Below are 23,959 nucleotides of genomic sequence, written 5' to 3'. Positions count from 1 at the left end.
TCCGACGCCGTGACGCCGCCTCCGACACCGTGACGCCGCCGCCCACACCGTGACGCCGCCGCCCACACCGTGACGACGCCGCCCACACCGTGACGACGACGCCATACGCCTTGTGACGAGGCCGCCGCGCACCACGGCACGACGGCCGTGCCCCCGCCGGAACCCGGGGCGGGGACACGGCCGTCGCGGCCTCAGACGGTGTGCTCGCCGCGGTCGCCGCCCCACAGCGTGTGGAACGAACCCTCGCGGTCCACCCGCCGGTAGGTGTGCGCGCCGAAGAAGTCCCGCTGCCCCTGGACCAGCGCGGCCGGCAGCCGCTCCGAACGCAGCGCGTCGTAGTACGCCAGCGCCGCCGAGAAGCCCGGTGCCGGCACACCCAGCTCCACCGAGGTGGACACCACCCGCCGCCAGGCGTCCTGGGCCTCGCCCAGCGCCTCGGCGAAGTGCTCGTCGGTCAGCAGCGTGACGGGCTTGCGCTGCTTGGCGTACGCCTCGGTGATCCGGTTCAGGAACCGCGCCCGGATGATGCAGCCGCCGCGCCAGATCCGGGCGACCGCCCCCGGGTCGATGTCCCAGCCGTACTCCCGGCTGCCCGCCTCGATCTGGTGGATGCCCTGGGCGTACGCCACGATCTTCGACGCGTACAGCGCCTGCTCGACATCGTCGGCGAACCGCTCCGCCGCCGCGCCCGTGAGCTTCTTGCCGGACGGCCCCGGCAGACCCTGCGAGGCGTCGCGCAGGTCCGCGTGGCCGGAGAGCGAGCGGGCGAACACCGCCTCGGCGATCCCGCTCACCGGGACGCCCAGGTCCAGCGCGGTCTGGACGGTCCAGCGGCCGGTGCCCTTCTGCTCGGCCTGGTCCAGTACGACGTCCACGAACGGCTTGCCGGTGGCCGCGTCGGTGTGCCCGAGCACCTCGGCGGTGATCTCGATCAGATACGACTCCAGCCGGCCGCCGTTCCAGGTGCGGAACACCTCCGCGATCTCGCCCGGCGTCATGCCCAGCGCCCGCCGCAGCAGATCGTAGGACTCCGCGATGAGCTGCATGTCCGCGTACTCGATGCCGTTGTGCACCATCTTCACGAAGTGGCCGGCCCCGTCCGGGCCGATATGGGTGCAGCAGGGGGTGCCGTCCACCTTGGCGGAGATGGACTCCAGCAGCGGGCCGAGCGACTTGTAGGACTCCACCGATCCGCCGGGCATGATGCTGGGCCCGTTGAGCGCGCCCTCCTCGCCGCCGGAGATGCCGGTGCCCACGAAGTGCAGTCCGCGCTCGCGCAGGGACTTCTCCCGGCGCCGGGTGTCCTCGAAGTGGGCGTTGCCCCCGTCGATGATCACGTCACCCTCTTCGAGGAGGGGTGCGAACTCCTCGATGACGGCGTCGGTGGGCGCACCCGCCTTGACCATGATGATCAGCCGCCGGGGCCGCTGCAGCGCGGCGACGAACTCCTCGGCGCTCTCGGTCGGCACGAAGTCCCCCTCGTGGCCGTGCTCCTCCATCAGCGCCTTGGTCTTGGCGAACGTGCGGTTGTGGAGAGCGACGGTGTGCCCGTGCCGGGCGAAGTTACGGGCGAGGTTGCTGCCCATGACGGCGAGCCCGGTGACGCCGATCTGGGCGGTGGGCTGGGTGGTGGAAGGGCTGGGCATACGGTGTTCCACTCCTGTCACGCGCATCGAAAGCTTATGCGAGGCAGCAACGCCGAAGGGAGCGAGGATCTTCCCCATCGATCAGCCGGATATCGCCCGGCCATCGTTGCACGATGTGCGCGACGGCGGATGAGGGTCCGAGGCAAGCGGCCGGGGTGTGTCCCTGGGCGGTTGGTGGCGGGTCTTGTGCTGACCAATTGCTGCGGCGGCAGGCAGGCGGCGCAGGGCGAGGGTCTGGCCCACGAGTCCCCTGGTCAGGTCCGCGCCCCGCCGAAAGAAGGCCAAGGACGACACCCCGACGGGGAGAAGCGCGCCCGGTGAGTCCTCCCGCCGCATCATCGTCGACCGATGCCTACACTCCGCCTGTGGTTCGGACCGCTGCGGACGCGATCTCTGCCAGCAGCCCGGCGACAGCCTCAGGCTCGCTGATCATGAGATCGTGTCCACTGTCGATCTCCCAGAACCGGCCTTCAGCGCGCGCCTTGGCTATCAGGTCCTGGTCATGGATACCAAGACCCAGACTTGTGGTGGAGACAATCCGGTACTGCGGTATCGCCTCCAGTGTCGGCTCGTTGTTCAGGACGAGTGGCTGCTCGAGAGTTTTCCATGGGTGCGGGGTGAGGCGTGGCAGCGTCCACGCGATGTCCTCGGGGTCCGTCACGCCAAAAAACCTCACCAGGTCCTCGCTGGGCAGGAGTACTAGCTCGACACCGTCGATGACCTGGCCCTTTTCCCTCTCCTCGAGGAGGAGCGGGAATGCCTCGATCTGCGACCGGCCATCGGGGGCATCGAGAAACACGAGCTTTCCGACCCGGTCGCTGACGCGATCAGCGGCTCCCTTGATCACTGTGCCGCCGTAGCTGTGACCGACGAGCACCACCTCTGTCAGGTCCTCGTAGAAGAGGAGGTTGACCACTTCGGTGATGTGCATGTTCAGATCGACATCGGGGCTCACGAGGTGTGACCGATCGCCCAACCCCGTCAGGGTCGGGGAGTACACGGTGTGACCCTCAGCCTCCAGTAGGCGAGCGACCTTCTGGTAGCACCAGCCGCCATGTCCAGCACCGTGGACCAGTACGTAGGTGGCCATGATTCCTCCTTCTGCTCTGTTTTCGGGCATGCGGCAGAACGTGCCGATGCATCGCCCGCTGTTTTCCTGAACTGCCAAGGTGTGGCGGCAGACCCGATGCCGTCGTGGGGGTCAGTCCTTGTCGGCGCGGGGCCGTTTGTGTGCCGCGCCGGGGGAGAGGCCGGGTCGCGTGGTGGCCTCGCTGGTGGCCTGGGCGAGCAGAGCAAGCGCGGCCCGCGAGGGCGAGCCCGCTGCTGTGGTGGCGACCACCACGTTGGGCCCCGGCGCGCTGCTCAAGGTCTGCAGGATGACGGTCAGGGGCCCGACCAGCGGATGGCGCATCTCATAGGCGGCGACGGTGCAGGGTTTGACACGGTGTTCGGCCCACATCGAGGCGAACTCCGCACTCTTTGCGGACAGTTCGCCCAGGAGCGCGTGCAGCGCCGCGTCCTCCGGATGCTGGGCCGCCACCAGGCGCAGATTCGCGACCACCGCCCTGGCCCTGGTCGGCCAGTCCGCGTACAGGTCACGGACATGGGAGTCGAGGAACAGCAGCCTGGCCATGTTGGGGCGGTGTGCCGGCAGGTCAGGGGCGCCAAGGTCCAGATGCCCGGCGAACAACGCATGGCCCAGGCGGTTCCACGCCAGTGCGTCGCTGCGCCGGCCGAGAACGATCGCGGGAACGTCGTCCAGCGCGTCCAGCAACTGGCGCATCGCCTCCGTCACTCGTTCCGGCGCCGGCCGCCGGCCCCGGGGGCGTTGCCTGTCCACCCGGCCCAGGTCGTGCAGGTGTCGCCGCCCGGACTCGTCCAGCCGCAGAGCTCGGGCGATGGCATCCAGGACCGCAGGCGACGCGCTCAGTGACTGCCCCTGCTCGAGCCGGGTGTAGTAAGAGGCGCTCACCCCCGCCAGCATCGCCAACTCCTCGCGCCGAAGCCCCGGCACGCGTCGGCGCTCCCCGTAGGTGGGTACCCCGGCCTCCTCCGGGCTCAGCTGGGAGCGCCGCGCCCGCAGAAAGCTCCCGAGCTGCGTTTTTCCATCCATGGCTTCGAGTATGGATGGCCTCGCAACAGCTAGCCTGACCCAGCTGTGGATAGGCAACCGAGGGTCTGGTTCCTGGCCCGTACCGTCGATGGAGCGGGAGGTCGCCGCCTGTCATCCCGGCGTCTCCGTCGATGTGCCGTTCACCGTTCCGATGGCCCTGGTGGGGCGCTCCAGGATGCCCCGGGTGCCGGCCGGGGCCCGCTCCGGTACGCCGCTGGTGTGCTGGGGGCCGGTGGGCTCGGCGGAGCCGCCGTCGGCGGTGCCGTGGTGCGGATGTGCCGAAGCGTTGATCTTCTCGATCGCCTGTCGGGTCTGCTCACCGGGGGAGTGGGCCGCGCGTGGCGGCGGGGCGTGCGGCGCGGTGGCCGCGGGCTGGTTCCGTTCCTGTTCGGGTTCCGCGTGGACGCCGATGGTGGGGCTCCCGTGGCGCAGCCGGTGGCCGACCGCCTCGTCCAGGCTCACCGGCCGCTGCGACCGGGCCGCCAGCCGGCCGGCTTCCTGGCCCAGTGCGGCGACCACCTCCCAGGGCAGCCGGAGCACCAGGCGGACTTCGGCGTCGCCGTCGGGCAACGCCTGGATGGGAGGGGGGAAGCGGTCATTCATGGATGGGGGCCTCCGGTTTCGGTGGCGGTCTGTGCGGACGGCGCGCGCCCCGAGGGCAGGACGCGCGCAGAGCCATACGGAGAACCGGCCCGTCGTGTTCACCCGCACCGCTGGGTGGCGGCCCGTGTTCCCCCGGCCCGCTGCCGGCCGGGCGGTCCCGCCGCTGTCCGGCCGGCCGGGGGGCGGCCGGTCACCGGTCAGGTCTTGCTGAGCAGGATCGTCACCACCGCCAGGATCGCCGCCAGCACCAGTGCGGCGATGCCGTAGATCAGCCGCTGCGACCGCAGTCCGGGCAGGAGCGCGTCGAGGGAGATCCGGCCGGCCCCGGACAGTGCGAGCCCGGCTGCGCCGACGCCGATGAGCAGCGGGTACTCGAAGCCGCCGAAATACCCGAGCTGCCAGACCGTGGCGACGGCGTTGGCCATCGTGCCCGCGACGGCCGCGCCGGCGAGCGGGGTGAGCAGTCCCACGGCGAGGGCGAGACCGCCGAAGGTTTCGATGATCCCCGCGATCACGGCCATGGCCTTGGGCGCCGGGTAGCCGAACTGCGCGAACGCCACGGCCGTCTTGTCGATGCCCAGGCCGCCCCACCAGCCGAAGAGATGCTGTGCGCCGCGCGCGGCGACGATCAGCCCGACGCCGAGGCGGATGACCAGCAGCCCGACGTCATGGGCGAGCAGGACGTGCGCCGCGGACCTGGTCGGGGCCGGGGCCGGGGCGGGTGCGGAGGCGTTCTCGTGGTGGGAAGAAGTCATGGCGCCCTCGTCTGGTCGGGCTCGGCGGAGATCACCGAACCGGATATCCGATATGCACCTTAATTACTCTTTATTCCACCGGGAGGCGGGGTTCAATCCGGACCGTGTCAGCACCAGCAGCGCGGCCCCGGCCAGACAGCAGCCCGCGGCCGCCACCAGGGCCGCGTCGACGGCCGGGGCCGGGGCGGGGCCACCGTGCGCGTCGGCGGCGGGCCCGGACAGGATCACCCCCAGCCCCGCCGCGGTGGTGATGACCGTCTTGGTCACCCCCGACGCCTCCCCGGCACGCTCGGGCCGCACCACCGCCTGGGTGGCGATGAGCGTCAGGGCGCCCGCGAGGCCGAGCGCGGCCCCGCACCCCGTGACCGCGAGCAGGAAGACCGGCAGGGACGTCGCCACGGCGGCGGCGCCCAGCGCCGCCGCCCCCAGCCCCAGGGCCCCGGCCATCGCGCGCACCGCGGCCGCCGTACGGATCCGCCCCGCCACCGGCCCGGCCAGCGCCATCGCCGCCGCCGGGGCGAGGAAGGCCGCCCCCGCGGCCGCCGCCGGCAGCCGCCACGGACCCTGGAGCGCCAGGGGCACCACGAACAGGACGACCACGGTCGCGGCGTTGGCCGCCGCCCCGGCCGCCGTGAGGGCCACGAAGGGCCGGTTGCCGAACAGGGCGAGGTCCAGCAGCGGATGCGCCACCGCCCGCTCATGCCGTACGAAGACGACCCCGAGCACGGCGGCCAGCGCCAGGGCCGTCACCGAGCGGCCCGAGGCCCAGCCCCACAGGTGTCCACGGTCGACCAGGACCGCGAGCGCGGCGAGCGCCCCGGTGGCCGTGACCAGCCCCGCCGCGTCCAGCGACACCGGCGCGGTGGTGTCGCGCGACTCCGCGGACCGTGCCGCGCACACCATGGCGACCAGTGCGACCGGCACATTCAGCCAGAACACCGCCCGCCAGGAGACGGCCTCGGTGAGGGCCCCGCCCACGTACGGCCCGCACACCGTGGCCATGCCCCCGATGCCCAGCGCCCGGCCCGTCATCCGCGCCCGCGCACCGGGCGGACAGGCGTTCGTCAGCAGGGCGAGACCGGCCGGCATGGCCAGCGCCCCGCCCGCGCCCTGCACCACCCGCGCGCCCACCAGCACCGGAAGCGACGGGGCGAGCGCGCAGACCAGCGACGCGCCGCCGAACACCGCCAGGCCCGCCGTCAACGACCGGCGACGGCCGTACAGATCGCCCAGCCGCCCGGCACCCGCCATCAGCGCCCCGGCCGCGAGCAGATACCCGCTCACCACCCACGGGAGACCGCCTCCCGCCGCCCCCAGCTCCCGCCCGATCCCGGGCAGGGCCAGGTTCAGCGCGAAGGCGTCCAACTGGACGCAGAACACCGTCGCGGACACCGCCGCCAGCGCCCACCGCCCTGCGGACCCGCCGTTTCCCGCCATCATCGCCCACTCCTCGGCATCACGAATCCCCGGCATCACGAAAAAGGCATGACGCACACCGGGGCTGAAGAGAGACGAATGAACGGAACGGAACGGAAACGGGCGCGGCCGGCACACCCGGGGAACGGCGATCGTCAACGGCGGGGCGGCAGCCGGTGCAGCTCCACGGCGGTCAGCCGCCCGGCCTCGATCGCGGCCGTCATGAACGTACAGTACGGCTGCCGGCGCCGGTCAGTGGGGGAGCCCGGGTTGAGCAGCCGCAGCCGCCCCTCGGCCGTGGAGTCCCACGGAATATGGCTGTGCCCGAACACCAGCACATCCAGCTCGGGGAACCGCTCGGCGCAGCGCCGCTCCCGCCCCCGCGCCGGTCCGGTCTCGTGCACCACGCCCAGCCGCACCCCCGCCAGCTCGGCGCGGGCCACCTCCGGCAGCCGCGCCCGCAGCTCGGGCCCGTCGTTGTTGCCGTACACCCCGATCAGCCGGCGCGCTCGCTCCTGGAGCAGATCGAGAGTGGCGAGGTCGACCCAGTCACCCGCGTGGACCACGACATCGGCGTGCGACAGCCGCTCCAGCAGCTCCCCGGGCAGCGCCTTGGCGCGCCGGGGGAGATGGGTGTCGGACATCAGCAGAAGGCGCACACCGCCGACCGTACCGGTCCGACGGCCTTGACGGGGGAATCGGCGAGATAAATAGTGTGCCAAGCGGCCCAGTCGGACGGACTCCCCAGGGGGTGCACATGGCAGCGCGGACACCCGCACAGGCCGAGAAGGAGACGGCGCGGGACCGCTATCCGCGGCCGTTGGTGTCGGCGGCGGAGGCGGAGTGGATCTGGCGGCAGCTGTCGGTGGCGGCGATGGAGGACGGCGCCAAACCGGAGACCGTACGGCTCGCCGTGGTGGTGGGCCTGGCGCGGGCCAGCGGCGCCCGGTACGGCGGTCTGCTGCGCTGCACCCTGTCGGCACTGGACCTGGACTCCGGGTGGGTGACCCTCGAGCACGGCAAGCACCGCGTCCCGCGCCGGCACGGCCTGGACCGGGGCACCGTGCTGGTGCTGCGCCGCTGGCTGCGGGTGCGCCAGGAGCTCTGCGCCGAGCTGGAGGGATCGGTACCGGACGCGCTGCTGCTGACGGTGCACCACACCCATGACAACGGTGTGACGGTGGCCGCCGGGCTGCCCATCACCCGGCAGGGGCTGGTGCTCTCCTGGCGTCGCTTCGTCCACCGTACGAACGCCCGGTACGCCGGCCGCCGCGCTCCGCTGCCCACCCGCTTCGAACAAGTCCGCCGCGTATGGGACACCTGAGCCCGGTGGGGGCGGGCCGGTGTGCGCGCCCCGCCCCCACCGGTCCGGCTACGCCGCGGCCCGCGCCGCCCGCGCGGTGACGGTGAAGCGTGCCCGCGCGGTCGCGCCGTTCACGCTCACCGTGAGGGTGGCCGTACCCGGGCGCAGGGCGGTCAGCCTGCCGCTCGCCGGGTCGTACGCCGCCACGTCATGGCGCCCGGCGTCGTCCGGATCGCCGATGTGGAGACGGGGTGAGCCGGTCCAGTCCGCGCTCAGCGGGAAGCCGACCGGCACCCGGCGGGCATCGGCCCCGTCGCCCTGGAGGACGGTCGCCGTGACGTCGGCGTCCTGCCCGGTGGGCAGTTCGGCCGGGGCGGTGACGGTCAGCCCGTCCACATGGGCGCGGGTCTGCACCGACACCCAGTCCGGGCCGCCCTGCCACGGTGCGTGGCGCGCGGCCGCCTGTTCCCGTGCCGAGACCTGGTCCACGCCGACCAACGACCAGCCGGTGAAGCCGCCCTGGCCGGGCGGGGTGGCGGGGTCCTTGCCGGAGTTGCCGTTGATCAGGTACGGGACGCCGTCCACCCGTGAGGCGTGGAAGGTGCCGACATGGCTGCCGATGAACCCCGCGCCCTTGCCCGTCGTGCGGCGGAAGTCGGCCAGCCAGCCCTCCAGCAGGGCCGCCTCCTTGCGGTCGCTCAGTTGGCTGCCCTGCTGCGGGGTGGGGTCACGCGGCGGCACGTGCTCGATCACCATGACCGAGCCGATGCCGGGGTCCTTCGCGGCCGCGTCCAGCTGGGCGCGCAACTCCTTGATCTGGCCGTAGCCGCCGGCGCGCAGTCCCAGACGGGAGGTGTCCAGGGTGAGGAAGCGGGTGCCGCGGTGGTCGAAGGTGCGGTGCGCGGGCCCGAATGCGGTGGTGAAGTTGTCGATGGAGCCGCCCATCACCTCGTGGTTGCCCGGTACGTAGGTCCAGGGCAACTCATCGCCCAGCTCTTCCGTCAGCACGGTGCGGGCGAAGGACAGGTCGGCGGGGGAGCCCTCGTCCACCAAGTCCCCGTTGATCACCAGGAAGTCGGGCTTGGCCGCCTTGATCTCCCGCAGGGTGCGGCGGGCCTGGGCGACGATCGGGCTGTCCGGGTCGCGGGCCACGAACTGCGCGTCGGACATCACCGCGAACCGCCAGTCGCGCCCCCGCGTCCAGGTGGCGGTGGAGATCAGCGGGTCCGGGCGCGCGCTCTCCGCCGGCAGGTCGACGGAGGGCGGCACCCGTGCCGTCAGGTCGTCGATGACCACGCTGCCGGTGTACTGGCGGGTGGCGGAGGTCTCGGCGAGGTAGAAACGGTGGACCTTCAGCGGATACGCGATCCCGGCCGGGACGGTGAAGTCGACATGTCGCCATCCGGTCCAGGTCACATACGGGCCGCGGAGCAACTGGTCGGAGCCCGCCGCGTCCTTCAGGTGGAGGGTGGGCCATGCCCCGTTGCCATCGCCCTTGATCCACAGGCCGAAGGACTGCGGCTGCCCGTCCACCGCGATCTGCTGGGGCGGGGTGACATAGGCGGCGCGGGTGGCCGTGGACTGGGTGAAGTCGTAGTCCAGCTTCAGCCCGGTGCCGGTGTGGCCGTCGGATGTGGCCTGGGCCGAACCGGAGGCGCGGGCCTGGCTGAAGGCCCAGCGGTCGGCGTCGTCGAAGGACGCCTCCTGCCGCTCGGTCAGTCCGACGGTGACGGCGAGCACCGTCTCGGCGCCGCCGGCGGTGGCCTTGACCTGCCCCGCGGCCTCGCCGCGGCGCGCCGTCACGGTGAAGGTGCCCGTTCCGGGGTCCGGGGCGATGTCGAACAGGGCGTGATCGTAGGAGAGTCGGACATCGGACGGCTCGATGGGAGCGCTGGTGCCGTGCGCGTCCAGGCCGACGATGCCGAACCGGCCGGTGGCCTCGGCGTCGGCCAGGCCCACCAGCCGGGTGGTGGGCTGGATGCGGTCCAGCCGGTCCAGGACCGTGAGGCCGGTGTCGCCGTGGGCGGCGCCGCGCCGGGCGGTGACGGTGGTGTCGCCGCTGTGGCGGGCGGTGAAGGTGCCGTCGGCGTCGACCCGGCCGATCCGGGGGTCGGCCGGGTGCCACTGCGGGGTGCCCTCGGCGGGCCCGTAGGTCTCGTCGTAACCGGCGGCGGTGAGGCGGCGGGTGAGCCCGGGGAAGACCCGCTCGGGGTGGCCGCCCCGGACCGGGTCCACGGTGGGTGCGGAGGCGCGGTCCATCGCGGTGTCCACCCAGAAGCCCTTGAGCCGGCCGCTGCCGTCGGGGGCGGTGAGGGCGAGGCCGTTGGGGACGAGGCGTTCGCTGCCGTCGGACGGGCTGTTCTCCACCCGCGGGGTGTCGCTGCCGGGCTCGCGGGCGACCAGGGTGGAGGAGCCGCCGCCGTCGAGGTTGAGCGCGCTGTAGGAGCCCGCGTCCTTCATCATCAGGCCCAGTTCGGTGAGGGTGACCCCGCCGCTGTCGGCCTGCCGCCCGTCCACGGTGAGGATCTGCATGGTGCGGCCGTCGCGGGAGAAGCCGACGGCGGTGCGTGGCGCCGTGGTGTTGTTGCCCTCGCCCTCGTGGTCGACCGCCTTGCCGTCGACGACGAGCGGTTCCCGGCCGCTGACGGCGGTGTCCGGCAGGTCGCCGCTGTCGGTGCGCGGCCGGTACTCCATCGATACCGGGTCGCCGACGGCCAGTTCGGACAGCTCGTCGGCGCCGGCGTCCCGGCCGACCAGCACGGTCGCACCGGCCGGGACCGGGTCGTCGCCGGGCGCGGTGGCCGCCTGGGTGACCTTGCCGTCCTCGACCGTGACCTCGGCGGTGCGCCGTGCGCCGTCCACGGTCTGCGCCCGGTCCGCCCCGCCCCACTGGGCGGTGTAGGCGCCGATTCCGGCGGCCGGGACGTTGGCCGCGTTGAGCGCCGCGAGCGGATGGGGGCCGTCGGGGAGGGTCAGGGTGCCGTCGAAGTAGAGCTGGAGGACGCGGCCCGCGTCGGCCGGTCCGATGCCGACGGCCCGTCCGGGTCCGGCCGCGGAGGCGGAGTTGACGAGGCGGCCGCCGCTGATGCCGTTGCCCTCGGGGGCGCCGGTCTGGTTGATGTCGAAGAAGTCACCGTTGATCGCCGCGACCGTGCGGCGGCCGGGCCCGGGGTCGTGCTCGGCGGCCAGTCGGGAGACGGTTTCGCGCTTCGCGACCTGGCCGGGGTGCAGATAGTCGACCTTGGTGCCGCCGGCCAGGTCCACCGACAGCGAGTCCACCCGCAGCCATTTGTCGGACTCCAGCCGGTCGTAGGAGGTCAGCCGCACTCCCGGGGCGACCGGCCGGGAGGAGCGGGCGGTCTGCAGTCCGTCGCCGTCGGCCACGGAGCGGGTGCCCGTCGTACCGCTGGCGGCCGGTGGTGCGATGGGCCGCAGCATCTCCGAGGACGACCGCGGCAGCGGCTCGGGAGCCGGGGCTGGGGTGGGGTCGGCGGTGGCCTGGCCGGCGGCGCCCAGGACAAGGGCGGACACCGCGGCCAGGGCCGCCAGGGGTCTGGCGAACGCGACAGGAGGCACGGCAACTCCATGGGGCCATGGGACTCGCGTGGTTCACACGCACAGCGCCCCAGCATCGCCGCGGAGTTGACCAGGCACCAGAAGGCGACGGCGACGACATGGGAAACATATGGCCAAGCCGGCGCGGCCGGTGGTCGCGCCGGCCCCCGTGGTGCGGGATCAGTCCTCGGTCACCGCGTCGAGATAGACCCAGGCGCCCTCATGGCGTACGAAGCGGCTGTTCTCGTGGAGCGAGCCGGCCTGGCCGCCCTGGATGTAGTGGGCGCGGAACTCGACGGTGCCCGTGGTGTGGAACGCGCTGCCCTCGGTCGTCCCCAGGATCTCCAGGCGCACCCAGCGCAGCCCGGGGTCGAGGCCGATGCCGGGCGGCCGGGTGGTGGGGTGCCAGCTGCGCAGCAGGTATGCCTCGTCCCCGACGGCGAAGGCGCTGTAGCGCGAGCGCATCAGCTGTTCGGCGGTGGTCGCCCGGCCCTGGCCGCGGTGCAGCCGGCCGCAGCAGTCGGCATAGGCCGAGGGCAGCCCGCAGGGGCAGGAGGCCGGGGTGGCGGGGGCCGGCCGCGGGCGTCGGGTGCGTCGGGACATGATCCCCATTGTGACGGGTGGGGCGCCCAGGCCCGTTCAGGCCCCGACAGCCGGGCAAACCTCGCATGGCGTCAGATCATCTTATCGAGTTAACGCCAACGGGTTAGCAGGGCCGACTGGGGGTGCCGGCCGTTAGTGTTCCCGGGGATCTGGACGGATTCCCGGATGTTTGCCGCTCTTCTCATCGTTTCTCCCCTCTTATCCTCTCTTCTCCTCATTTCCGAAGACGCGCACGCACGTCGGCCGCCGCCCTGACGAAGGAGAGCCCGCTTCGATGACTGTTGGTACCAGCCCGGAAGCACAGCCGGGGCCGCCCCGGCAGACGTACGTCCTCGCCGATGCCGCCGCCCGCGCCCGCGACATCGCGGCCGCCACCGGCCGTCGGCCCGCTGTGCCTGCCTCGCCCGCACCGCCTCCCGTCGACGTCCCCGCCCCCGGGGCGCGGCCACCGAGCGCCGGCCGGGGGCCGGTGCTGCGCGGCCCCAGCGGTCTGGGCACGGCGGGCCTGCACCTGGCCCCGCGCGAGACGCCGGCCCCGCGCAAGACGCCGGCTCCGCCGGAGCCGGCGGCGGCTCCCGCGGAGGGCAATCCGATCCCGGGCCTCTACCACCACCCGGTGCCCGAGCCCGACCCCGTCCGGGTGGACGAGGTCGGCCGCAGGATCAAGGCCTGGGCGGTGGACGAGGTCGACCTGTACCCCGATGACTGGGAGGACCAGTTCGACGGCTTCTCCGTGGGGCGCTACATGGTCGCCTGCCATCCGGACGCCCCCGGCGTCGATCACCTGATGCTCGCCACGCGCCTGATGGTCGCCGAGAACGCGGTGGACGACTGCTACTGCGAGGACCACGGAGGTTCGCCGATCGGCCTCGGCGGCCGCCTTCTGCTGGCGCACACCGCCCTCGACCCGTTGCACACGACGAGGGAGTACCAGCCGCCGTGGGCGGAGTCGCTGGGTTCGGACGCGCCGCGCCGTGCCTACCGCTCCGCCATGGAGTACTTCGTCCAAGCGGCCAGCGCCTCCCAGGCCGACCGGTACCGGCACGACATGGCGCGTCTGCACATGGGGTACCTCGCCGAGGCCGCCTGGGCGCAGACGGACCACGTCCCCGAGGTGTGGGAATACCTGGCGATGCGCCAGTTCAACAACTTCCGTCCGTGCCCCACCATCACCGACACCGTCGGCGGTTACGAACTGCCGGCGGACCTGCACGCCCAGCCCGCCATGCAGCGGGTCATCGCGCTCGCCGGGAACGCCACCACCATCGTCAACGACCTGTACTCGTACACCAAGGAACTCGCCGCCCCCGGCCGGCACCTGAACCTGCCCGTGGTGCTCGCCCAGCGTGAGGGCATCTCCGACCGCGCGGCCTATCTGAAGGCGGTCGAGGTCCACAACGACCTCATGCACGACTTCGAGGCCGAGGCCGCGGCCCTGGCCGCCGCCTGCCCCGTCCCGAGCGTGCAGCGCTTCCTGCGGGGGGTGGCCGCATGGGTCGACGGCAACCACTACTGGCACCAGACCAACACCTATCGGTACAGCCTCCCCGACTTCTGGTGAGGAGAATGGACTTGACCATGACGAGTACCTCCGTGTTCATCCCCGCCCCCGCCACGCCCTACCAGGGGGACATCGCCCGCTACTGGGACGGCGAGGCCAGGCCCGTGAACCTGCGTCTGGGCGATGTGGACGGTCTTTACCACCACCACTACGGCATCGGCGCCGTCGACCACGCCGCCCTCGGTGACGCCGACGACAGTTCGTACGAGAGCCGGCTGATCGCCGAACTCCACCGGCTGGAGTCCGCGCAGGCCGAGCTCCTCCTGGACCACCTTGGCCCCATCGAGCGCGACGCCACGCTCGTGGACGCCGGCTGCGGTCGCGGCGGCTCGATGGTCATGGCCCACCAGCGCTTCGGGTGCACGGTCGAGGGCGTCACCCTGTCGGCCAAGCAGGCCGACTTCGCCAACCAGCGCGCCCGCGAACTCGGCATGGACGACCATGTCCGCGCCCGCGTCTGCGACATGCTCGGCATGCCCTTCGAGACCGGGCAGGCCGCGGCCTCGTGGAACAACGAGTCGAGCATGTACGTCGACCTGCACGACCTGTTCGCCGAGCACGCGCGCGTCCTCGCGGCCGGCGGCCGTTACGTGACCATCACCGGCTGCTGGAACCCGCGGTACGGCCAGCCCTCGAAGTGGGTCTCCCAGATCAACGCGCACTTCGAGTGCAACATCCACTCCCGCCGGGAGTACCTGCGCGCCATGGCCGACAATCGCCTGGTGCCGCAGGCCGTCATCGACCTCACGTCCGCGACCCTGCCCTACTGGGAGCTGCGGGCCACGTCCTCGCTGGTCACCGGCATCGAGGAGGCGTTCATCAACTCCTACAAGGACGGCTCCTTCCAGTACCTGCTGATCGCGGCCGACCGGGTCTGATGCGCATCCCGGTGGAGGGGATGTGCGGGGCCACACCGCTGCTGTCGCTGCCGTCGAGGGGGAGGCGGGTGGTGGCGCCGGATCTCCGGCTGGGGCTGGCAGGACGGTCTGATGCCGGACGCGAAGGCCCCGGTGTGGAAGATGGGTTCCTTCCGCGACCGCTTCCTGGACGCCTACGGACCGCGACAGCCCTAGGCACCCAGATGGGCCAGCAGGTCGTCCGTGGCCGGGTACGGGGGCTCCGCGGGGAGCTGTGCGGCGGCCGCCTCCAGGTCACCCTCGCGGACGAGTGCGTGGATCTCGCGGGCGAGTGGGGTCACGTCGCGGATGGCCACCGTCCACTCGTCGGCGTACCGGCGGGCGGCCTCGCCCGCCAGGCCCAGCTGGAGGGAGCGGTGGGGAAGTGGCCGCAGGCGCAGATCGCGCTCCGGGTCCCACTGCACCCGTGCGGGAGCCTGCCGCAGCTGCCGTTTCCAGGACGCCTCGTCGGCGTGGAGTCCGCGGACGTAGTGCGACAGACAGGCGTTGCGCAGCGCCCACTCGAAGCCCTCGCGGGTGATGTCGAGGGCCAGGACGGTCTCCTGCCCCGCCTTCTCGCCCCAGCCGCAGCGGTACATCATCCACCGGAACGAGGGTTTGATCCAGGTCATCCGGTCCCGCTTCCAGGCGGCGGGGAACCGGCCGTCGCGGGCGGCGGGCAGGCCGATGTGCGGGCCGTACGCCTGGTACACGGTGACCGTGGAGGCGGTGTGCTGGGCGCGTATCTGGTGGCGGGGAGGGGCGGACGGTTGTTCCATGGGCCACCAGGGTGGTCCGACGGATGCCGTCCGGCCAGCGATTTTCCGTGCGCCGTCGCGGGGCGGGGCGGCTGTCCGCACCGGGGCGGCCGCCCCGCCGCGGCGGGATCAGCCTTCCTGTGGCCGCTCCCGCCGCGCCTCGAGCCGTTCCCGCTGGGGCAGCACCGTGTACTTCGGGTCCTTTGCCGACCGCATCCCGGCGTGGAAGACGCCGAAGCGGGTGCAGGCGGAGGCCGCCAGCAGGGCCGCGCCGCTGAGGGCCGCGGCGGTGCGGCTGCGGCGGCCGAGGAGGGCGCCGCCGAGCGCGCCCGCCGCCGACAGCGCCTCGGCGGTGCGCATCAGCCGCCCCGCCCGGCCCTCGCGGTAGGTTTCGGCGACCACGCCGAGCCGCCGCTCCATGGCCTTGACGGCGGCGGTCTCCACCGCCGTGCCGAGCAGCGCCACACCGCGCGCCGGGGCGTTCTCGGCGACGGGCGAGGCCAGCAGGGCCATACCGCCCGCCGCGGTGGCGGCCGAGCCGACGAACAGATACGGCAGTTCGCGGTAGCCGTCGTGCCACGCCGGGACGGCCGTGTCGGCTGCCAGCACCGCCGTGTACGAGGCCACCGCCGGGCCCAGCAGCGCCGCCGCCACCGTGGCCGCCCGCCCGGCGCGCGGCAGCCGCCCGGTCAGGTCCGAGGCGAGGGCGGCCCCGGCCACCGGGCCGTAGGCCGCCAGCAGCCACGAGCCGACGCTCATCGGGGAGGTGGGCTTGAAGACCCGCAGCATATGGGCGAACCGCCCGGGGCGTCCGAGGTCATGGATCAGGGCGGCGGTGGAGCCGGTCAGGGCGGCCAGCGAGGACACCTTGAGCGCGCGGGCCATGCCCGGACGGCCGGTCAGCTCGGCGCCCGCCGCCAGCACCGAGCCGGCTCCCGCGAGCCCGCCGAGGAAGAAGTAGCCCGCGATGTCCCGCGGTTGCCAGGTGGGCGGATTGAGCACCGGCCGGCCGTAGTAGGAGGTGAACTCCGCCCGGGGGACCATCGGCTGATCACCTCTGCGGCCGGTACCGCCCTTGCGGCCGCGCCGCTTGCCGTCCGGCCGCTCGCCGTCCCCCATTCCCCGGCCGACCAGCGCGTCCCGGCCCGGCCGTTCGCCACGGACACCGTCGCGGGTGACGTCCGACTCGCTCATCAGCGCCTCCTTCCGGTACGGCGCCCGCTCACGCCGGCCTGCGCCGCGAACACCGCGGCCACGCCGCCGAGCAGGGTCAGCGCCGCGGCGCCCGCGTGCCGCCACATCGAGGGCAGATCCCGGGTGGTGACCACCGGGTCCGGCGGCAGCCCGTACACCTCCGGCTCGTCCAGCAGCAGGAAGAAGGCGCCGTCGCCGCCCACGCCGTCCTCCGGGTCGTGCCCGTACAGCCGGGCGTCCTCGACCCCCAGCCGGTGCAGCTCCTCGACCCGGGCGGCGGCGCGCTCGCGCAGCTCGTCCAGGGGGCCGAACTGGATGGAGTCGGTGGGACACGCCTTGGCGCACGCGGGCTCCTGGCCGGCGCCCAGCCGGTCGTAGCACAGGGTGCACTTGTGGGCCCCGCCGTCCTCGGGCCGCACATCGACGACCCCGTACGGACACGCGGGCACGCAGTAGCCACAGCCGTTGCAGATGTCGTCCTGGACCACCACGGTCCCGAACTCGGTGCGGAACAGCGCACCGGTCGGGCAGACGTCCAGACACGCGGCATGGGTGCAGTGCTTGCACACGTCCGACGCCATCAGCCACCGCAGCCCGGTCTGCCCGTCCTGGGACGGGGCGGGCGCGGGGGAGGTGGGGGTGATCGCCGCCTGTTCGACCGGGGTCCCGGAGCCCTGGGAGGCGAGGGCGAGTACATCGACATCGCCGTGGTCGACCGCCACCTCGGTCCGGCCCAGCGGCTTGTTCTGTTCGATGAAGGCCACATGGCGCCAGGTGGAGGCGCCCAGTCCCTGGGTGTTGTCGAAGGACATGCCGGTGAAGTCCAGCCCGTCCTCCGGGATGGCGTTCCACTCCTTGCAGGCCACCTCGCACGCCTTGCAGCCGATGCACACCGAGGTGTCGGTGAAGAAGCCGGCCCGCGGCGGATGCCCCTGGTGTCCGGCGTCCCCGGCGACGTCCGGTTCGGCTCCGGCCAGCAGATTGCGGCCGATGAGCGACGACCGCCCGGAGGTCTCGGTCATCCCCGCACCTCCGTTCCGGTCCGCACCGTGATACCGGCGCGCCGCCGGTAGCTGTCGAGCAGGGCCGTCAGCCCCGGGCCGCGGGGTCGGCGGCCGGGACGGATGTCGGCACTCAGCGCCTTCACCTCCTGGATGTGGACATTCGGGTCGAGGGCGATGGCGGACAGCTCATTGGCGGCGTCGCCGCGCGTGTAGCCATTGGGGCCCCAGTGGTACGGCAGCCCGATCTGATGCACGGTGCGGCCCCCGGCCCTGATCGGGGACATCCGCTCGGTGACCATCACCCGGGCCTCGATCACCCCGCGGGCGCTGATCAGCGTCGCCCAGCCGGTGTGCTCCAGACGCCGCTCGGCGGCCAGCTCGGGGGAGACCTCGCAGAAGAACTCCGGCTGGAGCTCGGCGAGGTACGGCGTCCAGCGGCTCATCCCGCCCGCCGTGAAGTGCTCGGTGAGCCGATAGGTGGTGATCATGTACGGGAACACCTCGCTGCCCGGTTCGCCCCCGCTGGGATGGAAGAGGTTGTGTTCATCGGGGAGCACCTCCCGGACCGGGTTGCGCTGCTGCTCCGGGTAGAGCGGATTGCGCACCGGGGAGTCCTGCGGCTCGTAGTGCGTCGGCAGCGGGCCGTCCACCAGCCCGGCCGGGGCGTACAGCCACCCCTTGCCGTCGGCCTGCATGATGAACGGGTCCACCCCGCTGAGCGCGTCCGGGCCCTTGGCGTCCTTTGGCGGCCGGTAGGAGGGCGCCCGGTCGGGGACGAAGTCGGGGATGTCATGGCCGGTCCACCGCTGCCGGTCGGCGTCCCACCACACCAGCGCCTTGCGTTCGCTCCACGGGGCGCCGGACGGATCGGCCGAGGCGCGGTTGTAGAGGATGCGGCGGTTGGCGGGCCAGGACCAGGCCCATTCGGCGGCGATCCAGTCCTGCTCGGTGTGGGGTTTGCGGCGGGCGGCCTGGTTGACGCCGTCGGCGTACACCCCGCAGTAGATCCAGCAGCCGCAGGAGGTGGAGCCGTCGTCCCTCAGCTGGGTGTAGGCGCTGAGCGGCGCGCCCCGCGCGTCACGGCCGTTGATCTCGGCCAGGACCGCCTCGGCGCTGGGCTCGGCGTGCGGCCCCTCGGTGGGGTAGGACCAGGCCAGATCCTGGACGGGCCGGTCCATGGGGTCGGTGGAGTCCGCCAGCCGCTCCTTGATCCGCCGTCCCAGGTGGTACATGAACCACAGATCGCTGCGCGCCTCGCCGTCGGGCTCCTTGGCGGCGAAGTGCCACTGGAGCATGCGGTTGGTGTTGGTGAAGGAGCCCGACTTCTCGGTGTGGGCGGCGGCGGGGAAGAAGAACACCTCGGTGGCGATGTCCTCGGTGCGCAGCTCGCCGGTCTCGATCTCCGGACCGTCCTGCCACCAGGTGGCGGACTCGATGAGGGAGAAGTCGCGGACCACCAGCCACTCCAGGTTGGCCATGGCCAGCCGCTGCATCTTGGTGTTGGCCGAGCCCACGGCGGGGTTCTCGCCCATCAGGAAGTAGCCCTTGCAGCGCCCCTCCAGCATCTCCTTCACCGTGTGGTAGGTGCTGTGGGAGCCGGTCAGCCGGGGCAGATGGCCGAAGCAGTAGTCGTTGTCCGCGCGCGCCGCGTCGCCGAAGTACGCCTTGAGCAGGCTGACGACGTAGGAGCGCATCTCCCCCCAGAACCCCTTGTCGGTCTTTATGGCCTCGATGAAGGTGTCCAGGTCCTCGTGCGCGTGGGCGTGCGGCATGGGGATGTAACCGGGGAGCACGTTGAACAGGGTCGGGATGTCGCTGGAGCCCTGGATGCTGGCGTGGCCGCGCAGCGCCTGGATGCCACCGCCGGGCCGGCCGATGTTGCCCAGCAGCAGCTGGAGGATGCTCGCGGTGCGGATGTACTGGGAGCCCACGGTGTGCTGGGTCCAGCCGACCGCGTACACGAACTCCGAGGTGCGGTCCGGGCCGGAGTTCTCCACCAGCGCGCGGCACACCTCCAGGAAGGTGTCCCGGGGGATCCCGCAGGTCTCCTCGACCATTTCGGGTGTGTACCGGGAGAAGTGGCGCTTGAGGATCTGGTACACGCAGCGCGGGTGCTCCAGGGTGCGGTCGGTGGGGACCTGCGCGGAGACGGGCGCGCCGCCGGAGCCGTGGGACTCGGAGAAGGCGGCGGTCGACAGGGACGCGCCACGGCGGGTGCGCTCCTGGTACAGCTCGTCGGGCGCGCCCTGCGGGGCCTGGACCTGGCCGCCCTCATAGGTCCAGGTGGAGACGTCGTAGTGGCGGGTCTCCGGGTCGAGGCCGGAGAAGATCCCGGACAGGTCCTCGGTGTCCTGGAAATCCTCGCCGACGATGGTGGCGGCGTTGGTGTACTCCAGGACGTAACTGCGGAAGTCGTGGCCGCCGGTCAGGACGTGGTTGATGATGCCGCCGAGGAAGGCGATGTCGGTGCCGGCCCGGATCGGCACGTACAGATCGGCCAGCGCGCTGGTGCGGCTGAACCGCGGATCGACATGGATGACCTTCGCGCCGCGCGCCTTGGCCTCCATCACCCACTGGAAGCCCACGGGGTGCGCCTCGGCGAAGTTGGAGCCCTCGATCACGATGCAGTCCGAGTTCTGCATGTCCTGGAGAAAGGTGGTGGCGCCGCCCCGGCCGAAGGAGGTGCCGAGCCCGGCGACCGTGGCGGAGTGGCAGACCCGGGCCTGGTTCTCCACCTGGACCACCCCGAGCCCGGTCAGCAACTTCTTGATGAGGTAGTTCTCCTCGTTGTCCAAGGTGGCGCCGCCGAGGCTGGCGATCCCCAGGGTGCGGTTGACGTCGACCCCGTCCTGTTGCCACTGCCAGGTCTCGCGGCGGGTGCGGACCACCCGGTCGGCGACCATGTCCATCGCGGTGTCCAGATCCAGCCGCTCCCATGCGGTGCCGTACGGGCGGCGGTAGAGCACCTCGTGGCGGCGGGACTCACCGGTGGTCAGCTGGAGGGTCGCCGAGCCCTTGGGACACAGCCGGCCGCGGCTGACCGGTGAGTCCGGGTCGCCCTCGATCTGCACCACCCGGCCGTCCTTCACATAGACGTTCTGGGCGCACCCCACCGCGCAGTACGGGCACACCGACTTCACCACCTTGTCGGCGGTGGCGGTGCGGGGGCGCTGTGCACGGGTGGCGGCCGAGGTGGCGGCGGCGCCGCGCCCGAGCGGGTCGCTTCCGGTCAGCTGGCGGTAGACGGGCCAGTCCCGGATCCATGTACGTACGCCCATCGCCCGTCCTTCCGTGCCGTTCGGTTCCATGCTGGTCGGCCCGTGTGGTCAGATACGGCGCATGGGTTCCCGCCGCGCCGCTTTTCACACCCCTCCCGCGTCCGGATGCGCCGAATCGCCCGTCGTGGGGGTGGATGCCTGCCGCACCGGCTGGGTCGCCGTGGCCCTGTGTGCGCAGGGCCGCTTCGCCGGGGCGGATACGGCCGGCGGGCTGAGCGAGCTGCTCGGCCGGATACCGGAGGCCGCCGTGGTGGCGGTCGACATGCCGCTGGGGCTGCCGACGTCCGAGCGGCGCGCGGCGGACGGCCTGGCCGTCGCCATGGTGGCCCCGCACCGCTCCCGGGTCTTCTCCGTGCCGCCGCGCGAGGTCTGGGAGGCGGCGGACTACGCCGACGCCAACGCGCGCTGCCGTCGGCTGACCGGCCGGGGAATGAGCCGTCAGTCCTGGGGGCTGGCGGTGAAGCTGCGCGAGGCCAACGCCTGCCGGGACGGGGGCGACCACCGGCTGTACGAGGTCCATCCCGAGGTCTCCTTCGCCGCCGTCAACGAGGGGCGGCCGGTGGCCTGGAGCAAGAAGAGCTGGAACGGCCAGGCCGTGCGGCGCCGGCTGCTGGCGGACTGGGGCATCGCTCTGCCCGACGACCTCGGACCGGCCGGGCGGGTGCCGCCCGACGACGTCCTGGACGCCGCGGCGGCGGCCTGGAGCGCGCGGCGCATCGCGCTCGGGACCGCCCGGAGCCTTCCCGACCCGCCGGAGACGGCGGCGGGCACGGGGCTCCCCGTCGCGATCTGGTACTGACGGCTCCCCGCGACGGCTTCCCGCGCGGACGGTGGGCGGTCGCGGACGGTGGGCGGTCGCGGATGGCGGGAGGCCGCCCGAGCCGTGCCTCGGGCGGCCTCCCCTTCCCCCACCCCCAGGAGATGGACCTTCGCCGGACGCGACGCGTCCGGTGCGAGCCGTCAGCCGCCGGCGCCGTGTGAGCGCAGATAGGCGAGCGGATCGATGTCCGACCCGTGGTGCGGGCCGGTGCGGACCTCGAAGTGCAGGTGCGGTCCGGCGGCGTTCCCGGTGTCACCGGACCGGGCGATCCGCCGGCCCGCCCCGACGGTCTGCCCGGTGCGCACCGCCAGCGCCGACAGATGCGCGTAGTGGGTGTGCAGGCCCCCGGCGTGGCGGATGATCACCTGGTAGCCGAAGGTGCCGTCCCACCCCGCCGCCACCACGGTGCCCGGGGCGGCCGCCCGCACGGAGGTGCCGGTGGGGACCGCGAAGTCCACACCCGTGTGGTGGCCCCCGGGCCGGCGCGGGTCGCGGATGCCGTACGCGGTGCCGACCGGCCCGCCGACCGGGGCCACAAGCCGGTGGGCGGCCGGCTTCCGGGCCGCCGTGCGGCTCGCGGCGGCCGGGGCGCCGCGCCGCGGCGCCGCCTTGCGCGGCTGCCGGGCGCCGGAGGACAGGGCCAGCCGCTGCCCCGGGTGGATCAGATGCGGATTGGCGCCGATGGTCCCGCGATTGGCGCGGTACAGCGCCTGCCAGCCGCCGCTGACCGACGCACGCGTGGCGATGCGGTACAGCGTGTCGCCGCGGACCACCGTGTAGGAGCCGGCCGCCGCGCGCCGCGCGGTGTGCTGCCGGGCCCGGGACTTCGCGGCGGACCTGGCCCGCTTCTTGGCGGGCTTGGCCGGGTGCTCGGCGCGTGGTGCGGCGCTTCGGGGCGCGCCGCGGCCAGCCGCCCCGGCGGCCGGGCCGGACCGGGTCAGCCGGCCGCGGACGGAGCAGACCGGCCACGCGCCCGGACCCTGTTCGCGCAGGACCGCCTCCGCCACGGCGATCTGCTGGGCCTTGGAGGCCAGATCGGCCCGTGGGGCGTACGCGGTGCCGCCGAACGCCTCCCAGGTGTGCTGGGAGAACTGAAGCCCGCCGTAGTAGCCGTTGCCGGTGTTGATGCGCCAGTTGCCGCCGCTCTCGCAGGTGGCGACCCGGTCCCAGGTGTCGACCGGGGCCGCGTGGGCGGTGCCGGTGCCCAGGAGCGGCAGGACGATGCCGACGCCGCCCGCGGTGAGGGCCGCGCACAGCGGGGAGATCCGGCTGGGCGATGCGGGGCGTCGGTGACTTCCTCGTTCGGCCATGAGGCTGGTTCCTCTCCACAACGGCTCTCGACGTGCCCTCCGGCGGACCCGGCGGGCTGTACGAGTACCGCAGCCCGGCCCCGCCGGTCACAAGGCGCAGGGGGCCTCATGGGCCGCCGCGCGCCGCCCGGTTCCGCTCCGGGACCGGGCGGTGCCCGGTCGGCTGAGCGGTGGGAGGCGCATGGAGGGCCGGGGGCGCACGGACGCCGGCCGGGCCGGTCCGGCGGATCACGGGGATCGTGCGGGCGATCACCGCGCTGGACGCTCCGGTACGGCGGGAAATGATTCTCCGGGGCGGCGGACGGGGCGGAACGCTATTCCGCCGCATTGGTTTCCCGGTGATCGGTGACCGATCCCGGTCGGCCGGTCCGGCGAATTCGGGCCGGGGCACGGACGGTTGGGGCGGAGACGGGCGGCGGGCGGCTCAATACGGGGCCCGGTGCGGGCCGGGCGCGGAGCGCGGGACCTTCCCCGGTGCTATTGCGGCGCCGCCCGGCCAAGATCCGTCGCTCGGCGGCCGGACCGGAGGGGGCATCCGTAACCGCGCGGCACCGCTGTGGAAGCGGCCGTTCCGGTCGGCTGCCGGCAACCGGAGAATGCCGGGAGCGGAGGAGAGGACCGGGAAGCGGGCGGGGCGGGGAAATAGGACGGACTTGCGGCGGTGCGGAGGAAGAAGGGACGCATGAGCGAACGCGCCGGGCGGGACCGTCTGCTTTTCCCGGCGCGGCGGACGACGGGGAGGTATCCACGGGGGCCGCGCCGCCGACGGCCGCGTTCACGGGGGTGGGGCCGGTCCGGTACGGGCGGGGAGACGGCGGGGGACCGAGGATGCCGGGCGAAGAACCGTGGGTCTCGACTCCGCGCCCTCTCCCATCCGGTATGCCAGGTGGAACAGGGGGTGAGCCGCGTGGTGCCCGGACCGACTCCGAGGCGGATCAGTCGGCTTGACTCGGCGTTTACCGTATCTCTTGTCGCGCATCGCCTCGCCGACCGCCCGGGTACCGCGGCAGTTCTCCGAAAAGGGCCGGTCGTCATGGCGGCGGGGAACTGGCGGAGAATCACGCGGTCCGTGTATAGCGGGAACCGCGCCGCCGCGCATACCATTGCCCCACATCGACTTCCTTCCTTCGGGCCGCTCGCCGGA

General features: G+C 73.0%; 18 protein-coding genes. 4 read left to right on the top strand and 14 right to left on the bottom strand.

Features of this window, described 5'->3' with window-relative positions; translation table 11 throughout:
• Positions 1–191: 191 nt before the first annotated feature.
• From gndA to N6H00_RS03155, 7 genes are all read right to left on the bottom strand, one after another.
• Complete coding sequence (gene gndA, locus N6H00_RS03185) at positions 192–1,646, bottom strand: NADP-dependent phosphogluconate dehydrogenase (RefSeq protein ID WP_268969982.1); 1,455 nt, start codon at positions 1,644–1,646, stop codon at positions 192–194.
• Positions 1,647–1,998: 352 nt separating this feature from the next.
• The gene (locus N6H00_RS03180; RefSeq protein WP_268969981.1) at positions 1,999–2,736 is read right to left on the bottom strand and encodes an alpha/beta fold hydrolase; all 738 of its coding nucleotides are present in this window, start codon (positions 2,734–2,736) and stop codon (positions 1,999–2,001) included.
• A 111-nt stretch (positions 2,737–2,847) separates the two neighbouring features.
• Positions 2,848–3,759 carry a helix-turn-helix domain-containing protein gene (locus N6H00_RS03175; protein ID WP_268969980.1) on the bottom strand — a complete coding sequence of 304 codons (912 nt, stop codon included), beginning with the start codon at positions 3,757–3,759 and terminating at the stop codon, positions 2,848–2,850.
• 111 nt (positions 3,760–3,870) lie between these two features.
• Positions 3,871–4,362 carry a hypothetical protein gene (locus N6H00_RS03170; RefSeq protein ID WP_329618498.1) on the bottom strand — a complete coding sequence of 164 codons (492 nt, stop codon included), beginning with the start codon at positions 4,360–4,362 and terminating at the stop codon, positions 3,871–3,873.
• Between the two features lie 197 nt (positions 4,363–4,559).
• Positions 4,560–5,117, bottom strand: coding sequence for a DoxX family protein (locus tag N6H00_RS03165; RefSeq protein ID WP_268969979.1), 558 nt, complete (start codon positions 5,115–5,117; stop codon positions 4,560–4,562).
• Between the two features lie 63 nt (positions 5,118–5,180).
• Complete coding sequence (locus N6H00_RS03160) at positions 5,181–6,557, bottom strand: MFS transporter (RefSeq protein WP_268969978.1); 1,377 nt, start codon at positions 6,555–6,557, stop codon at positions 5,181–5,183.
• A gap of 131 nt (positions 6,558–6,688) precedes the next feature.
• Positions 6,689–7,192, bottom strand: coding sequence for a metallophosphoesterase family protein (locus tag N6H00_RS03155; RefSeq protein WP_268969977.1), 504 nt, complete (start codon positions 7,190–7,192; stop codon positions 6,689–6,691).
• A gap of 98 nt (positions 7,193–7,290) precedes the next feature.
• On the opposite strand from N6H00_RS03155, the gene N6H00_RS03150 reads away from it, so the two are divergent.
• On the top strand, positions 7,291–7,857 hold the full coding sequence (locus tag N6H00_RS03150) for a tyrosine-type recombinase/integrase (RefSeq protein WP_268969976.1): 567 nt from the start codon (positions 7,291–7,293) through the stop codon (positions 7,855–7,857).
• A 48-nt stretch (positions 7,858–7,905) separates the two neighbouring features.
• Here the strand turns inward: N6H00_RS03150 and N6H00_RS03145 are convergent, their stop codons facing one another.
• Together N6H00_RS03145 and N6H00_RS03140 are read right to left on the bottom strand one after the other, a co-directional pair.
• A complete protein-coding gene (locus tag N6H00_RS03145; RefSeq protein ID WP_268969975.1) occupies positions 7,906–11,412 on the bottom strand; it encodes a phosphodiester glycosidase family protein in 3,507 nt (1,168 codons plus the stop codon).
• 159 nt (positions 11,413–11,571) lie between these two features.
• Entirely contained in the window at positions 11,572–11,994 is a 423-nt protein-coding gene (locus tag N6H00_RS03140) for a YchJ family protein (RefSeq protein WP_268969974.1), read from the bottom strand.
• A 274-nt stretch (positions 11,995–12,268) separates the two neighbouring features.
• Between N6H00_RS03140 and N6H00_RS03135 the strand changes: the two genes are divergently transcribed.
• Together N6H00_RS03135 and N6H00_RS03130 are read left to right on the top strand one after the other, a co-directional pair.
• Entirely contained in the window at positions 12,269–13,555 is a 1,287-nt protein-coding gene (locus N6H00_RS03135) for a family 2 encapsulin nanocompartment cargo protein terpene cyclase (RefSeq protein WP_268969973.1), read from the top strand.
• Between the two features lie 17 nt (positions 13,556–13,572).
• Positions 13,573–14,433 carry a geranyl diphosphate 2-C-methyltransferase gene (locus tag N6H00_RS03130; protein WP_268969972.1) on the top strand — a complete coding sequence of 287 codons (861 nt, stop codon included), beginning with the start codon at positions 13,573–13,575 and terminating at the stop codon, positions 14,431–14,433.
• 191 nt (positions 14,434–14,624) lie between these two features.
• On the opposite strand, the gene N6H00_RS03125 is transcribed toward N6H00_RS03130, so the two are convergent.
• From N6H00_RS03125 to fdh, 4 genes are all read right to left on the bottom strand, one after another.
• Complete coding sequence (locus N6H00_RS03125; RefSeq protein WP_268969971.1) at positions 14,625–15,230, bottom strand: DUF4291 domain-containing protein; 606 nt, start codon at positions 15,228–15,230, stop codon at positions 14,625–14,627.
• A gap of 108 nt (positions 15,231–15,338) precedes the next feature.
• Positions 15,339–16,403: an NrfD/PsrC family molybdoenzyme membrane anchor subunit gene (gene nrfD, locus N6H00_RS03120; protein ID WP_268969970.1), complete on the bottom strand. Its 1,065-nt coding sequence runs from the start codon at positions 16,401–16,403 to the stop codon at positions 15,339–15,341.
• Positions 16,403–17,425: a 4Fe-4S dicluster domain-containing protein gene (locus N6H00_RS03115; RefSeq protein ID WP_268969969.1), complete on the bottom strand. Its 1,023-nt coding sequence runs from the start codon at positions 17,423–17,425 to the stop codon at positions 16,403–16,405. Before N6H00_RS03115 ends, nrfD begins: the two co-directional genes overlap by 1 nt.
• Entirely contained in the window at positions 17,422–20,685 is a 3,264-nt protein-coding gene (gene fdh, locus N6H00_RS03110) for a formate dehydrogenase (RefSeq protein WP_268969968.1), read from the bottom strand. Before fdh ends, N6H00_RS03115 begins: the two co-directional genes overlap by 4 nt.
• Before the next feature lie 61 nt (positions 20,686–20,746).
• On the opposite strand from fdh, the gene N6H00_RS03105 reads away from it, so the two are divergent.
• Entirely contained in the window at positions 20,747–21,484 is a 738-nt protein-coding gene (locus N6H00_RS03105) for a DUF429 domain-containing protein (RefSeq protein WP_268969967.1), read from the top strand.
• Between the two features lie 161 nt (positions 21,485–21,645).
• On the opposite strand, the gene N6H00_RS03100 is transcribed toward N6H00_RS03105, so the two are convergent.
• Positions 21,646–22,815 carry a transglycosylase family protein gene (locus N6H00_RS03100; protein ID WP_268969966.1) on the bottom strand — a complete coding sequence of 390 codons (1,170 nt, stop codon included), beginning with the start codon at positions 22,813–22,815 and terminating at the stop codon, positions 21,646–21,648.
• Positions 22,816–23,959: the final 1,144 nt, after the last annotated feature.

This window comes from Streptomyces sp. S465 (assembly GCF_026898115.1).
Taxonomy (GTDB): domain Bacteria; phylum Actinomycetota; class Actinomycetes; order Streptomycetales; family Streptomycetaceae; genus Streptomyces; species Streptomyces luomodiensis.
Note: the sequence above shows the minus strand (reverse complement) of the source record. Positions and strands in the feature narration are given on the sequence as shown.